Annotated in this window: 12 protein-coding genes; 7 read left to right on the top strand and 5 right to left on the bottom strand. The window is 62.2% G+C overall.

The features are described from left to right. Positions 1-101 precede the first annotated feature (101 nt). Positions 102-2327 (bottom strand): NADP-dependent isocitrate dehydrogenase, encoded by a 2226-nt coding sequence (locus ACK1U9_RS08300; RefSeq protein WP_046614850.1) that lies wholly within the window; start codon positions 2325-2327, stop codon positions 102-104. Between the two features lie 468 nt (positions 2328-2795). On the opposite strand from ACK1U9_RS08300, the gene icd reads away from it, so the two are divergent. Next, entirely contained in the window at positions 2796-4052 is a 1257-nt protein-coding gene (icd, locus tag ACK1U9_RS08295; protein WP_015270970.1) for an NADP-dependent isocitrate dehydrogenase, read from the top strand. A gap of 72 nt (positions 4053-4124) precedes the next feature. Here the strand turns inward: icd and cspD are convergent, their stop codons facing one another. Beyond that, positions 4125-4379, bottom strand: coding sequence for a cold shock domain-containing protein CspD (cspD, locus tag ACK1U9_RS08290; RefSeq protein ID WP_108481120.1), 255 nt, complete (start codon positions 4377-4379; stop codon positions 4125-4127). 230 nt (positions 4380-4609) lie between these two features. On the opposite strand from cspD, the gene clpS reads away from it, so the two are divergent. Both clpS and clpA read left to right on the top strand, forming a co-directional pair. After that, a complete protein-coding gene (gene clpS / locus ACK1U9_RS08285) occupies positions 4610-4972 on the top strand; it encodes an ATP-dependent Clp protease adapter ClpS (protein WP_013973290.1) in 363 nt (120 codons plus the stop codon). 30 nt (positions 4973-5002) lie between these two features. Beyond that, complete coding sequence (gene clpA / locus ACK1U9_RS08280; RefSeq protein ID WP_013973289.1) at positions 5003-7273, top strand: ATP-dependent Clp protease ATP-binding subunit ClpA; 2271 nt, start codon at positions 5003-5005, stop codon at positions 7271-7273. A gap of 182 nt (positions 7274-7455) precedes the next feature. Here clpA and infA read toward each other — a convergent pair whose 3' ends face one another. The 3 genes from infA to aat all read right to left on the bottom strand — a co-directional run bounded on the left by infA (position 7456) and on the right by aat (position 9221). Further along, positions 7456-7674 (bottom strand): translation initiation factor IF-1, encoded by a 219-nt coding sequence (gene infA / locus ACK1U9_RS08275; protein WP_002553999.1) that lies wholly within the window; start codon positions 7672-7674, stop codon positions 7456-7458. 102 nt (positions 7675-7776) lie between these two features. After that, entirely contained in the window at positions 7777-8484 is a 708-nt protein-coding gene (locus ACK1U9_RS08270) for an arginyltransferase (protein ID WP_013973288.1), read from the bottom strand. 56 nt (positions 8485-8540) lie between these two features. Beyond that, positions 8541-9221, bottom strand: a complete 681-nt coding sequence (gene aat / locus ACK1U9_RS08265; RefSeq protein WP_046614853.1) for a leucyl/phenylalanyl-tRNA--protein transferase — start codon at positions 9219-9221, stop codon at positions 8541-8543. A gap of 444 nt (positions 9222-9665) precedes the next feature. Between aat and ACK1U9_RS08260 the strand changes: the two genes are divergently transcribed. From ACK1U9_RS08260 to crcB, 4 genes are all read left to right on the top strand, one after another. Further along, on the top strand, positions 9666-12161 hold the full coding sequence (locus ACK1U9_RS08260; protein WP_161797625.1) for a DNA translocase FtsK: 2496 nt from the start codon (positions 9666-9668) through the stop codon (positions 12159-12161). A 62-nt stretch (positions 12162-12223) separates the two neighbouring features. Beyond that, positions 12224-12859 (top strand): outer membrane lipoprotein chaperone LolA, encoded by a 636-nt coding sequence (lolA, locus tag ACK1U9_RS08255; protein WP_003258873.1) that lies wholly within the window; start codon positions 12224-12226, stop codon positions 12857-12859. A 12-nt stretch (positions 12860-12871) separates the two neighbouring features. After that, positions 12872-14197, top strand: coding sequence for a replication-associated recombination protein A (locus ACK1U9_RS08250; protein ID WP_013973284.1), 1326 nt, complete (start codon positions 12872-12874; stop codon positions 14195-14197). Then, the gene (crcB, locus tag ACK1U9_RS08245) at positions 14194-14568 is read left to right on the top strand and encodes a fluoride efflux transporter CrcB (RefSeq protein ID WP_046614855.1); all 375 of its coding nucleotides are present in this window, start codon (positions 14194-14196) and stop codon (positions 14566-14568) included. The genes ACK1U9_RS08250 and crcB overlap by 4 nt, the downstream gene beginning before the upstream one ends. Positions 14569-14597 lie beyond the last annotated feature (29 nt).

Raw genomic sequence — 14597 nt, 5'->3', positions numbered from 1 at the left:
CCCGCTCCCACAGGGTAGGTGTTGGCCGCTAGATATCATTTGTCCAGAAAGCACAAACCCCGGTGCGTGGCCGGGGTTTGTGCTGTTACTTCAAGCGAACCTTACAGGGCTGCAATGGCGCTGTTCAGGGTCTGGCTTGGGCGCATCACCTTGGCGGTCAGCTCGGCATCCGGGGCATAGTAGCCACCGATGTCGGCCGGCTTGCCCTGGACGGCGTTGAGCTCGGCGACGATGGTCTCCTCGTTCTCGGTCAGGGTCTTGGCCAGTGGTGCGAAGCGTGCCTGCAGGGCAGCGTCGTCGTTCTGCGCGGCCAGGGCCTGGGCCCAGTACAGGGTCAGGTAGAAGTGGCTGCCGCGGTTGTCGATACCACCGACTTTGCGCGAAGGCGACTTGTTGGTGTCGAGGAACTTGCCGGTGGCCTGGTCCAGGGTGTTGGCCAGCACTTTGGCGCGCGGGTTGTCGTAGGTGTTGCCCAGGTGCTCCAGGGAAGCGGCCAGGGCCAGGAATTCACCCAGCGAGTCCCAACGCAGGAAGTTCTCTTCCACCAGTTGCTGCACGTGCTTCGGTGCCGAACCGCCGGCGCCGGTTTCGAACAGGCCACCGCCGTTCATCAGCGGCACGATCGACAGCATCTTGGCACTGGTGCCCAGTTCCATGATCGGGAACAGGTCGGTCAGGTAGTCACGCAGCACGTTGCCGGTCACCGAGATGGTGTCCTTGCCTTCGCGGATGCGGGCCAGGGAGAACTTGATGGCGTCGACCGGTGCCAGGATGCGGATGTCCAGGCCGCTGGTGTCGTGGTCCTTCAGGTACTTCTGCACCTTCTCGATCATGACGCCGTCGTGGGCGCGGGCGGGGTCCAGCCAGAACACTGCTGGGGTGTTGCTCAGGCGGGCACGGTTGACGGCCAGCTTGACCCAGTCCTGGATCGGCGCGTCCTTGACCTGGCACATGCGGAAGATGTCACCGGCTTCGACGTTCTGCTCGAGAACGACCTGGCCTTTGCTGTCGACCACGCGCACGACACCGTCGGCCTTGATCTGGAAGGTCTTGTCGTGGGAGCCGTATTCCTCGGCCTTCTGTGCCATCAGGCCGACGTTCGGTACGCTGCCCATGGTGGTCGGGTCGAAGGCGCCGTTGGCCTTGCAGTCTTCGATGGTGGCCTGGTAGATGCCGGCGTAGCAGCGGTCCGGGATGATCGCCTTGGCATCCTGCAGTTCGCCGGCGGCGTTCCACATCTTGCCCGAGTCGCGGATCATGGCTGGCATCGAGGCGTCGACAATGACGTCGCTCGGCACGTGCAGGTTGGTGATGCCTTTGTCGGAGTTGACCATGGCCAGGGCCGGACGCTGGGCGTACAGGGCCTGGATGTCGGCTTCGATCTCGGCCTGCTTCTCGGCTGGCAGGTCCTTGATGCGGGCGTACAGGTCGCCGATGCCGTTGTTGGGGTTGAAGCCGACTTCAGCCAAGGCGGCGGCATGCTTGGCCAGCACGTCGTTGTAGAACTCTTCGACGATGACGCCGAACATGATCGGGTCGGAGACCTTCATCATGGTGGCTTTCAAGTGTACCGACAGCAGCACGCCGGAAGCCTTGGCATCGGCGATCTGCTCGGCGATGAAGGCTTTCAGGGCCTTGCGGCTCATGGTGGCGCAGTCGATGACTTCGGCAGCTTTTACCGCGGTCTTTTCTTTCAGTACGGTGGTGTTGCCGTCTTTGCCGACCAGCTCGATGCGCAGGCTGTCGTCAGCTTCGATCAGTGCGGCTTTCTCGCTGCCGTAGAAGTCGCCCTGGGTCATGTGAGCAACGTGCGACTTGGAGTCGGCAGCCCAGGCGCCCATCTTGTGCGGGTGCTTGCGGGCATAGTTCTTGACCGACAGCGGCGCGCGGCGGTCGGAGTTGCCTTCGCGCAGTACCGGGTTCACGGCGGAACCCTTGATGCGGTCGTAGCGGGCGCGGGATTCTTTCTCTTCCGCGGTGGCCGGCTCGTCGGCGTAGTCAGGGATGTTGAAGCCCTTGCCCTGCAGTTCCTTGATCGCGGCTTTCAGTTGCGGTACCGAGGCGCTGATGTTCGGCAGCTTGATGATGTTGGCTTCAGGGGTGGTAGCCAGCTGGCCCAGTTCCGCCAGGTGATCGCCTACTTGCTTCTCTGCGCCCAGTTGCTCCGGGAAGGCGGCGAGGATGCGGCCAGCCAGGGAGATGTCGCGGGTTTCGACGGCGATGTCGGCCGAAGCGGTGAAGGCTTCGATGATCGGCAGCAGCGAGTAAGTGGCGAGGGCGGGGGCTTCGTCGGTGAAGGTATAGATGATCTTGGAACGGGTGGGCATGCGGGTTAACTCTCTGTGTGCTGAGCGTGCTCGAGTCTCGTGGTGCGCAGGGTAGGCGCATCGCCCTGGCAGCGCCATGAGCGGAAAGTCGAGAGGCTGCGAGCGGTGATGGTGGATGCATCAGTCGAGCGTCAAGTGCTGAGCTGCGGTAACAGCCCGGGCTTTACGGCCTTTCATGGCCAAGGGCGGTCCGCATTTTTCCAAGGGATCGCCCCAATGACCCTTCGGTCGCGGCGGAGTATACCAAACCATTCGGGCTAATCAGCAAGGCCAAGTGATATCGGCCCACTTATAAGACCAAAGACTAAGCGGCAATGTGGCGAAACGCCGCAGCGCCGGCGGTGCATTCTTCACAGGCCAGTCGGATCGCCGCACCGCCGCTCCTGCAGCTTGCAGGTCGACAGATGTGGTTTAGGCTCAGTGGATCGCATGATGTCCAATCACACCCGACAGCGGAGTAGTGCAAGCATGGGATACCAGAAAATCAAGGTTCCGACCGACGGCGCGAAGATCACCGTCAATGCCGACCATTCGCTTAACGTTCCTGACAACCCGATCATTCCTTATATCGAGGGCGACGGGATTGGCGTCGATGTTTCGCCGGTAATGATCAAGGTGGTCGATGCCGCCGTGCAGAAGGCCTACGGTGGCAAGCGCAAGATCGCCTGGATGGAGGTGTACGCCGGTGAAAAAGCCACCCAGGTGTACGATCAGGATACCTGGCTGCCCCAGGAGACCCTCGATGCCGTGCGTGATTATGTGGTGTCGATCAAGGGGCCGCTGACCACCCCGGTGGGCGGTGGCATCCGGTCGCTCAACGTGGCCTTGCGCCAGCAACTGGACCTGTACGTGTGCCTGCGCCCGGTGCTGTGGTTCCAGGGCGTGCCCAGCCCGGTGAAAAAACCCGGCGATGTGGACATGGTGATCTTCCGCGAGAACTCCGAGGACATTTATGCCGGCATCGAGTGGAAGGCCGGTTCGCCCGAGGCGAACAAGGTAATCAAGTTCTTGAAGGAGGAAATGGGCGTTACCAAGATCCGCTTCGACCAGGACTGCGGCATTGGCGTCAAGCCGGTGTCCCGCGAGGGCACCAAGCGCCTGGTGCGCAAGGCCCTGCAGTATGTGGTGGACAACGACCGCGAGTCGCTGACCCTGGTGCACAAGGGCAACATCATGAAGTTCACCGAGGGTGCCTTCAAGGACTGGGGCTATGAAGTGGCGCGCGACGAGTTTGGCGCCGAGTTGCTCGATGGTGGCCCGTGGATGAAGTTCAAGAACCCCAAGAGCGGCCGCGAGGTCATCGTCAAGGACGCCATCGCTGATGCCATGCTGCAGCAGATACTGCTGCGTCCGGCCGAGTATGACGTGATCGCCACCCTCAACCTCAACGGTGACTACCTGTCCGATGCCTTGGCGGCGGAAGTGGGCGGTATCGGCATTGCGCCGGGTGCCAACCTGTCCGACACCGTGGCCATGTTCGAGGCCACCCACGGCACCGCGCCCAAGTATGCCGGGCAGGACAAGGTCAACCCGGGTTCGGTGATCCTGTCGGCGGAGATGATGCTGCGGCACATGGGCTGGACCGAGGCGGCGGACCTGATCATCAAAGGTACCAATGGCGCGATTGCCGCCAAGACCGTGACCTATGATTTCGAACGCCTGATGGACGGTGCAACGCTGGTGAGCAGTTCAGGCTTTGGCGATGAAATGATCAAGCACATGTAAGGCAACGGAAAACCGGCCGCTTCCAGTCAGGAGGCGGCCGGTTTTTTTCGTACCGGCAGGCGGCGCCGCAGTTCAGGCGTCGGCAGTGCTGCTGGTCTGCGGAGCCCTGGTGGCCGCGGCGGCAGTGGCGCTGCTGATATTCACCGCGTGCAGGCCTTTGGGGCCCTGGACGATGTCGAAGATCACGACCTGGCCGGCCTTGAGCGTCTTGTACCCGTCCATCTGGATGGCTGAATAATGAGCGAACAAGTCGTCAGTCTTGCCCTCTTCATTGATGAATCCGTAGCCCTTGGCATTGTTGAACCACTTGACTTTACCGCTTGCCATCCCTATGTCCCTCTGCAAAGGACTCCATCACTGGAGTATCATCCACGTCATCCGCATACGAACCATGCGAAAAATCTGGTTGACTGCGCGGATCTTTATCGACCACGGTGGGTTCTTATTGGTTGTAACACCGTTTTGCCGATAGTCAAGGTCGCCCGGCGCCTGTGCTGGCCGTGCCTTTCGCAGTCAACCCACAACCTTAACCTGTCGCTCATGATGAAATTCTTTCCATGCATGCACCTAGTGAGATTCGACTAACATTCAATCAGGATCGCCCGCAATCGAATGAGGACGACGGCTCAGGTCTTGCAGTTCAGGAAGCCAAGCCGATCCTGCAGGCGCCACCGATGTACAAGGTGGTTTTGTTCAACGATGACTACACGCCGATGGATTTCGTCGTCGAAGTGCTCGAGACGTTCTTCAATCTGAACCGCGAGCTGGCGACCAAGATCATGCTGACCGTCCATACCGAAGGGCGGGCAGTGTGCGGATTGTTTACCCGTGACATCGCCGAAACAAAGGCTATGCAGGTCAACCAATACGCCAGGGAAAGCCAGCATCCGCTACTCTGTGAAATCGAGAAGGACGGTTAATCGCCGACCACTTGGGTATGAGGTGAAGCTATGTTAAACCGCGAGCTCGAAGTCACCCTCAATCTTGCCTTCAAGGAGGCTCGTTCGAAGCGTCATGAGTTCATGACTGTCGAACATCTGCTGCTGGCACTCCTTGACAATGAGGCTGCCGCGACCGTTCTGCGCGCCTGTGGCGCCAATCTCGACAAACTCAAGCACGACCTGCAAGAGTTCATCGATTCCACCACACCCCTGATCCCGGTCAATGACGAAGATCGCGAAACCCAGCCGACCCTGGGCTTCCAGCGTGTACTGCAGCGTGCCGTGTTCCACGTGCAAAGCTCCGGCAAGCGTGAAGTCACCGGCGCCAACGTGCTGGTTGCGATCTTCAGCGAACAGGAAAGCCAGGCCGTGTTCCTGCTCAAGCAGCAGAGCGTGGCCCGCATCGACGTGGTCAACTACATCGCCCATGGCATCTCCAAGGTGCCGGGCCATGGTTCGCATTCCGAAAGCGACCAGGAAATGCAGGACGAAGAGGGCGGCGATACCGCTTCCTCGAGCAACCCGCTGGATGCCTATGCCAGCAACCTGAACGAACTGGCCCGTGCCGGCCGTATCGACCCGCTGGTAGGCCGCGAGCAGGAAGTGGAGCGCGTGGCGCAGATTCTTGCCCGTCGGCGCAAGAACAACCCGTTGCTGGTGGGCGAGGCAGGCGTGGGCAAGACTGCCATCGCCGAGGGCCTGGCCAAGCGCATCGTCGATGGCCAGGTGCCCGATCTGCTGGCGCAGAGCGTGGTGTATTCCCTCGATCTCGGCGCGCTGCTGGCCGGCACCAAATACCGCGGCGATTTCGAGAAGCGCTTCAAGGCGCTGCTCGGCGAGCTGCGCAAGCGCCCGCAGGCGATCCTGTTCATCGACGAAATCCACACCATCATTGGTGCCGGTGCGGCGTCGGGTGGGGTGATGGATGCGTCCAACCTGCTCAAGCCATTGCTGTCGTCCGGTGAAATCCGTTGCATCGGCTCGACCACCTTCCAGGAGTTTCGCGGCATCTTCGAGAAGGACCGTGCCCTGGCGCGGCGCTTCCAGAAGGTCGATGTCAGCGAGCCATCGGTCGAAGACACCGTGGGCATCCTGCGTGGCCTGAAAGGCCGCTTCGAAAGCCACCACAACATCGAGTACAGCGACGAAGCCTTGCGCGCCGCTGCTGAACTGGCCTCACGCTACATCAATGACCGGCACATGCCGGACAAGGCCATCGACGTGATCGACGAAGCCGGTGCCTACCAGCGCCTGCAGCCGGAGGCCAACCGCGTCAAGCGCATCGATGTGCCACAGGTCGAAGACATCGTCGCCAAGATCGCTCGGATTCCGCCGAAGCACGTGACCAGTTCCGACAAGGAACTGCTGCGCAACCTCGAGCGTGACCTGAAGCTGACCGTATTTGGTCAGGACCAGGCGATCGATTCGCTGGCCACCGCCATCAAGCTGTCTCGCGCGGGGCTCAAGTCGCCGGACAAGCCTGTCGGTTCGTTCCTGTTCGCCGGCCCGACCGGCGTCGGCAAGACCGAAGCTGCACGGCAGCTGGCCAAGGCGCTGGGCGTTGAGCTGGTGCGCTTCGACATGTCCGAGTACATGGAGCGCCACACTGTGTCGCGCCTGATCGGTGCGCCTCCTGGCTATGTTGGCTTCGACCAGGGTGGTTTGCTGACCGAGGCGATCACCAAGCAGCCGCACTGTGTATTGCTGCTCGACGAAATCGAGAAGGCCCACCCTGAAGTCTTCAACCTGCTGCTGCAGGTTATGGACCATGGCACACTGACCGACAACAACGGGCGCAAGGCCGACTTCCGCAACGTGATCCTGATCATGACCACCAACGCCGGAGCAGAAACAGCCGCGCGGGCCTCGATCGGCTTCACCCATCAGGACCATGCGTCCGATGCCATGGAAGTCATCCGCAAGAGCTTCACGCCGGAGTTCCGCAACCGCCTGGACACCATCATCCAGTTTGGTCGCCTGAGCCACGAGACGATCAAGAGCATCGTCGACAAGTTCCTTATCGAACTGCAGGCGCAGCTGGAAGACAAACGGGTGCTACTGGAAGTCAGCGACGATGCACGCGGCTGGCTGGCGGCCTCGGGCTACGATGTGCAGATGGGCGCGCGGCCGATGGCGCGGCTGATCCAGGACAAGATCAAGCGGCCGCTGGCCGAGGAGATCCTGTTTGGCGAACTGGCCGAGCATGGTGGCGTGGTGCATGTCGACCTGCGTGATGGCGAGCTGGTGTTCGACTTCGAGACGACGGCCGAGGTTGCGTGAAAACGGGGCAGGGCTGTACCTGTGGGAGCGGCTTTAGTCGCGAACACCGGCGCAGCCGGTGCCATCCATCGCGTTGGGCTCTTCGCGGGTGAACCCGCTCCCACAGGGCTGCTGCGCAGCCCCTGCAATCTGACAGGTACAAAAAAGCCCGGCACATGGCCGGGCTTTTTCATGGCTTGAGCTTAGCGCGCACGATAAGTGATGCGGCCCTTGCTCAGGTCGTACGGCGTCAGTTCGACGCGGACTTTGTCGCCAGTGAGAATACGGATGTAGTTCTTGCGCATCTTTCCGGAGATGTGCGCGGTTACGACGTGCCCGTTTTCCAACTCCACGCGGAACATGGTGTTGGGCAGGGTGTCGACGACAGTACCTTCCATTTCGAAGCTGTCTTCTTTCGACATGCAGTAGAGCCCTCGGATCCAGTGTTGGCCCGACGCATAACCGCACCGGGCAAAAAAGTGGCGTGGATTATGCCCGAAAACTGTGTGTCAAGCCAATGCCTTTCAGTTGAGGGTGACCCAGCGCTGATTTATCAACAATTCGATAGGCCGATACTGCGTCTTGTAGTTCATTTTCTTGCAGTTCTTGATCCAGTAACCCAGGTAAACCGCCTCCAGGTCCTGGCGCAGGGCTTCGGTGATCTGCCAGAGGATGGCAAAGCGGCCCAGGCTGCGGCGTTCTTCGTCCGGCTCGTAGAAGGTGTACACCGCCGACAGCCCGTTGGGCAGCAGGTCGCACACGGCCACTGCCATCAAACGGCCTTCCAGGCGGAATTCGTAGAACCAGCAGAACGGCAGGTCGCGCACCAGGAAGGTGGAAAACTGGTCGCGGCTGGGCGGGTACATGTCACCATCGGCGTGGCGCGTTTCGATGTAGCGCCGGTACAGCTCGAAGTACTCTTCCTTGAACGCCGGGCGTGCGGCGGTCACGGTCAGGTCGGCGTTGCGCTTGAGAATGCGCCGTTGCTGGCGGTTGGGGATGAAGCGCGCCGCCGGGATGCGTGCCGGCACGCAGGCATTGCAGTTCTGGCAGTGCGGGCGGTACAGGTGATCGCCACTGCGGCGAAAACCCATTTCCGAAAGGTCGGCGTACACGTGCACGTCCATCGGCTGGCTGGGGTCGAGGAACAGCGTGGTTGCCTGTTCGTCGGGCAGGTAGCTGCAGGAGTGGGGCTGAGTGGCATAGAACTTCAACCGCGCCAACTCTGTCATGATCAACCCCCTCGGTGAGACTTTGCTTTAAGTGTAAGCCAGCTATGGGAACTCGCCTAGGGAAGCCATGTGGCGCTGTTGGGCTGGTCGAGGTGGCGTGCCAGGTAGGCGGCGAACTCGGCGCGGCTGATGGCATGTGCCCCCAGACTGTGCAGGTGGTTGGTCGGCATCTGGCAGTCGATGAGGACGAAACCGGCTTGGCGCAGGTGGTTGACCAGAGTCACGAAGCCGACCTTGGATGCATTGTCGGCGCGGCTGAACATCGATTCGCCGAAGAACAGCTGGCCGATGGCCAGGCCGTACAGGCCACCAACCAGCTCGCCGTCCTGGCGCACCTCCACCGAATGAGCGATGCCGCGTCGGTGCAGCTCGCAGTAGGCGGCGCGCATGGTGTCGGTGATCCAGGTGCCGTCGGCGTAGTCGCGTGGCGCGGCGCAGGCGGCGATCACCGCCGGGAAGTCGGTGTCGAAGCTGACCTGGTAGCGGCCCTGGCGCATCAACTTGGCCAGCGAGCGCGACACGTGCAGCTGGTCCGGAAGCAGCACCGTGCGCGGGTCGGGTGACCACCAGAGGATCGGCTGGCCGTCCTGGTACCACGGGAAGCAGCCATGGCGATAGGCCTGCACCAGGCGCTCGGGGCTCAGGTCGCCGCCAGCGGCGAGCAGGCCGTTGGGGTCGTGCAGGGCCTTTTCCAGGGGCGGGAAGGTCAACGAGTCGCGGGTCAGCCAGGTGAGCATGGTCTATCGTGCGGTGGGGGAGGGGAGAGGGCAGCATGGCGCGGGTGAAAAGCAGGGTCAATCTCTTTGGCTTCTTCGCGGGCTTGCCCGCTTCCACAGGCCATTTACAGGCTCTGAACCCTGCGGGGTAACTGTGGGGGCGGGCGAGCCCGCAAAGAGGCCGGCACTGGCGATGAAAATAGGCAATTTCTTACACATTCATGAAACCGCAGGCACCATCCGCTAAATTTGCTGTCACACCTGTGCAAAAACACAGCATAAGCCTTTGTCACAGAAGACAATGCGTGCTCAAATTGCAGGTATACGAAAGTCGCCCCCACTCAAGCTCCTTACGGCGTGCTGCCATGGCGGCTGGCGGGCAGTAATGTTAAAAGTAGTGGTTCATTGGCCGCACCGTCGGCCGATCACTATTGGACGCGCAGCACGCGCAGGAATAGACGCGTTTTGAAGAAATCCACCGCAACTCCAGCTCCCTTGCCCGTCCCTCTGTGGCGGCAGCAGCTGCATTATCGCCTCAAGGAAGGTGCGTTGATCGCTGTCGGCGCCCTGTGCCTGTACCTGTGGATGGCGCTGCTGACCTACGATACGTCGGACCCGGGCTTCAGCCACACCAGCAACGTCGACCAGGTGCAGAACGCCGCCGGGCGTGCCGGTGCCTACTTCGCCGACATCCTGTTCATGGTACTGGGGTACTTTGCCTACATCTTCCCGCTGCTGCTGGCGATAAAGACCTGGCAGATCTTTCGCGAACGCCACCAGCCCTGGGACTGGAGCGGCTGGCTGTTTTCCTGGCGGCTGATCGGCCTTGTATTCCTGGTGCTGTCGGGTGCGGCGCTGGCGCATATTCATTTCCACCCGCCTGCGAGCATGCCGTTCTCCGCCGGTGGCGCACTGGGCGAGAGCCTGGGCGACCTGGCGCGCAACCTGCTGAACGTGCAAGGCAGCACGCTGATGTTCATTGCCCTGTTCCTGTTCGGCTTGACCGTTTTCACCGACCTGTCCTGGTTCAAGGTGATGGACCTGACCGGCAAGATCACTCTCGACCTGTTCGAGCTGGTGCAGGGCGCCGCCAACCGTTGGTGGGAAGCGCGCAACGAGCGCAAACGCCTGGAGGCGCAGTTGCGCGAGGACGAGCCGGTGGCGGTCAAGCCCGCGCCGATGGCCGCTGACAGGCACGAGCCGGCCAAGCCGGGGCTGCGCGAGCGTATCTTCAAACGTGAAGAAGCATCTGCACAGCCAGCCGAGCCACGTGAGCCAACCCTGTCACGCGAGCCCGTGGTGCCGCGCGAGTCGCCGGCACCGCGTGAGCCGATAATCTCCCGCGAACAACCTGCCGCGGCCCCGATGATCGTGCCGCCGACACCCGCCAGGGCGCCGGAGCCGAGCAAGCGGGTGATGAAGGAGAAGCAGGCGCCGCTGTTCGTCGACAGCGCGGTGGAAGGCACCTTGCCGTCGATTTCCATCCTCGACCCGGCCGAACAGAAGAAGATCGAGTACTCGCCGGAATCCCTGGCCGGTGTCGGTCAGCTGCTGGAAATCAAGCTCAAGGAATTCGGCGTGGAAGTGGCGGTGGACTCGATCCACCCGGGCCCGGTAATTACCCGTTACGAAATCCAGCCGGCCGCGGGCGTGAAGGTCAGCCGTATCGCCAACCTGGCCAAGGACCTGGCGCGTTCGCTGGCGGTGACCAGTGTGCGTGTGGTCGAGGTCATCCCCGGCAAGACCACCGTGGGTATCGAGATCCCCAACGAAAACCGGCAGATGGTGCGCTTCTCCGAAGTGCTGGCCACGCCGCAGTACGACGAGCAGAAATCGCCGGTCACCCTGGCCCTGGGCCACGACATCGGCGGCAAGCCGGTGATCACCGACCTGGCCAAGATGCCGCACCTGCTGGTGGCCGGTACCACCGGTTCCGGCAAGTCGGTGGGTGTGAACGCGATGATCCTGTCGATCCTGTTCAAGTCCAGCCCGGAAGATGCGCGGCTGATCATGATCGACCCTAAAATGCTCGAACTGTCGATCTACGAAGGCATCCCGCACCTGCTGTGCCCGGTGGTCACCGACATGAAGGACGCTGCCAACGCCTTGCGCTGGAGCGTGGCCGAGATGGAGCGTCGCTACAAGCTGATGGCGGCCATGGGCGTGCGTAACCTGGCCGGCTTCAACCGCAAGATCAAGGACGCCCAGGAAGCTGGCGAGATCATCCATGACCCGCTGTACCGCCGCGAGAGCATGGACGACGAGCCGCCTGCGTTGAAAACCCTGCCGACCATCGTGGTGGTGGTCGACGAATTCGCCGACATGATGATGATCGTCGGCAAGAAGGTCGAAGAGCTGATCGCCCGTATCGCCCAGAAGGCACGTGCAGCCGGTATCCACCTGATCCTCGCTACCCAGCGCCCGTCGGTAGACGTGATTACCGGCCTGATCAAGGCCAACATCCCGACCCGCATGGCGTTCCAGGTGTCGAGCAAGATCGACTCGCGGACCATCATCGACCAGGGTGGTGCCGAGCAGTTGCTGGGCCACGGTGACATGCTGTACATGCCGCCAGGCACCAGCTTGCCGATCCGTGTCCACGGCGCGTTCGTCTCCGACGACGAGGTGCACCGCGTGGTGGAGGCGTGGAAGCTGCGCGGCGCTCCGGACTACAACGACGACATCCTCAACGGCGTCGAGGAGGCCGGCAGCGGCTTCGAAGGCGGCGGTGGTGGCGGTGGCGATGGCGAAGATTCGGAAAGCGACGCCCTGTATGATGAGGCTGTGCAGTTCGTGCTGGAAAGCCGTCGCGCATCCATCTCGGCCGTGCAGCGCAAACTGAAGATCGGCTACAACCGCGCCGCCCGCATGATCGAAGCCATGGAAATGGCCGGCGTGGTCACCCCCATGAACAGCAACGGCTCGCGGGAAGTGATTGCCCCGGGCGGCCCGCGCGACTGACGTACACCTTGCCGGGTGCCAACGGTGGCGCCCGGTCTTTTCAATGTTCGATGAGGACTCCCATGCGCGCGATTCGCATGCTGTTGGTTTCTGCCCTGGCCGCGGCTTCTGTGTCGGCCACCGTATCGGCCTTTGCCGGTGAGCAAGACGTACAACGCCTGACCCAATTGCTGGAAAAGTCGCAGACCATCGAGGCCAACTTTTCCCAGCTGACGCTGGATGCCGGCGGCACCAGCCTGCAGGAAACCTCCGGCAAGATGACCGTCAAGCGCCCAGGCCTGTTCTATTGGCACACCGATGCGCCGCAGGAGCAGGTGGTGGTATCCGACGGCAAGAACGTCACCCTGTGGGATCCGGACCTGGAACAGGCCACCATCAAGAAGCTCGACCAGCGCCTGAACCAGACCCCGGCGCTGCTGCTGTCCGGTGACGTGTCGAAGATCAGCCAGAGCTTCGACATCAGCTCGAAGGAGCAGGGCGAAGTGATGGACTTCACCCTCAAGCCGAAGACCAAGGACACCCTGTTCGACTCGCTGCGCGTGTCGTTCCGCAAGGGCCTGATCAACGACATGCAGCTGATCGACAGCGTCGGCCAGCGCACCAACATCCTGTTCAATGGCGTGAAAGCCAACCAGGCGGTGCCGGACAGCAAGTTCAAGTTCGACATCCCCAAAGGCGCGGACGTCATCAAGGAGTAACCAGAGCTCGCCATGGACCTGTTTCGAAGCGAACCCGTCGCCCAGCCCCTGGCCGCTCGCCTGCGCCCGTCCAACCTGGACGAGTATGTCGGCCAGGAGCACCTGCTGGCGCGCGGCAAACCGCTGCGCGAGGCGCTGGAGCAGGGTGCGCTGCACTCGATGATCTTCTGGGGGCCGCCGGGGGTGGGCAAGACCACCCTCGCGCGGCTGCTGGCGCAGTTCTGCGATGCGCACTTCGAAACGGTATCGGCAGTACTGGCCGGGGTGAAGGAGATCCGCCAGGCGGTCGAGGTGGCCAAGCAGCAGGCTGGTCAGTACGGCCGCCGCACCATCCTGTTCGTCGACGAAGTGCACCGTTTCAACAAGTCGCAGCAGGATGCCTTCCTGCCCTATGTGGAAGACGGCACGCTGCTGTTCATTGGCGCCACTACCGAAAACCCGTCGTTCGAGCTGAACAACGCATTGCTGTCGCGGGCGCGGGTTTATGTGCTCAAGAGCCTGGATGAGGCAGCGCTGCGCAAGCTGGTCAACCGCGCTCTGACAGAAGAACGCGGCCTGGGCAAGCGCAACCTGCGGGTTGGCGACGACGCCTTCAAGATGCTGATGGCCGCCGCCGACGGCGATGGCCGGCGCATGCTCAACTTCCTGGAAAACGCCTCGGACCTGGCTGAAGACGGCAGCGAGATCGACGTCGAGATGCTGCAGAGCCTGCTCGGCGACAGCCGCCGCCGCTTCGACAAGGGTGGCGAGGCGTTCTACGACCAGATTTCCGCGTTGCACAAGTCGGTGCGCGGCTCCAACCCCGATGGAGCCCTTTACTGGTTCGCGCGCATGCTCGATGGCGGTTGCGACCCGCTGTACATTGCCCGCCGCGTGGTGCGCATGGCCAGCGAAGACATCGGCAATGCCGACCCGCGCGCACTCAGCCTGTGCCTGGCGGCGTGGGATGTACAAGAGCGCCTGGGCAGCCCCGAGGGTGAACTGGCGGTGGCCCAGGCCATCACCTACCTTGCTTGTGCGCCGAAAAGCAACGCGGTGTACATGGGCTTCAAGACCGCCCTGCGCGAGGCCGCCGAGCATGGCTCGCTGGAAGTGCCGCTGCACCTGCGCAACGCCCCGACCAAATTGATGAAGCAACTGGGCTATGGCGACGAGTACCGCTATGCCCACGATGAACCCGACGCCTATGCCGCCGGCGAAGACTACTTCCCCGAGGAGCTCGAGCCGCGCCAGTACTATCAGCCGGTGCCCCGTGGCCTGGAACTGAAGATTGGCGAGAAGCTGCGCCACCTCGCCGACCTTGACCGCAACAGCCCCCGTCAGCGGAGAAAACCGTGATTGCACTGATTGCCGCTGTCAGTGCTGGTGGTATTGCCGGTACTTTGTTGCGCTTTGCTACCACCAACTGGGTGGCTGCCCACTGGTCACGACACTTCTATCTCGGTACGCTGGCGGTCAACCTGGTTGGCTGCCTGCTGATCGGCCTGCTCTATGGCCTGTTCCTGCACAAGCCGATCGTGCCGGTCGAGCTGCGCGCCGGGCTGATCGTCGGCTTCCTCGGTGGCCTGACGACTTTTTCCTCCTTTTCGCTGGATACCGTACGCCTGCTGGAGAGCGGGCAAGTGCCGCTGGCTCTGGGCTATACCGGTATCAGCGTGGTGGGCGGGCTGCTCGCGACCTGGGTCGGCCTGTCCCTGACCCGATTCTGAACCAACACCTACACATAACGAGAGAACGA

Source organism: Pseudomonas sp. XP1, assembly GCF_053557675.1.
The sequence above is the reverse complement of the archived record's forward strand: the minus strand, read 5'-3'. Positions and strand labels throughout refer to the sequence as shown.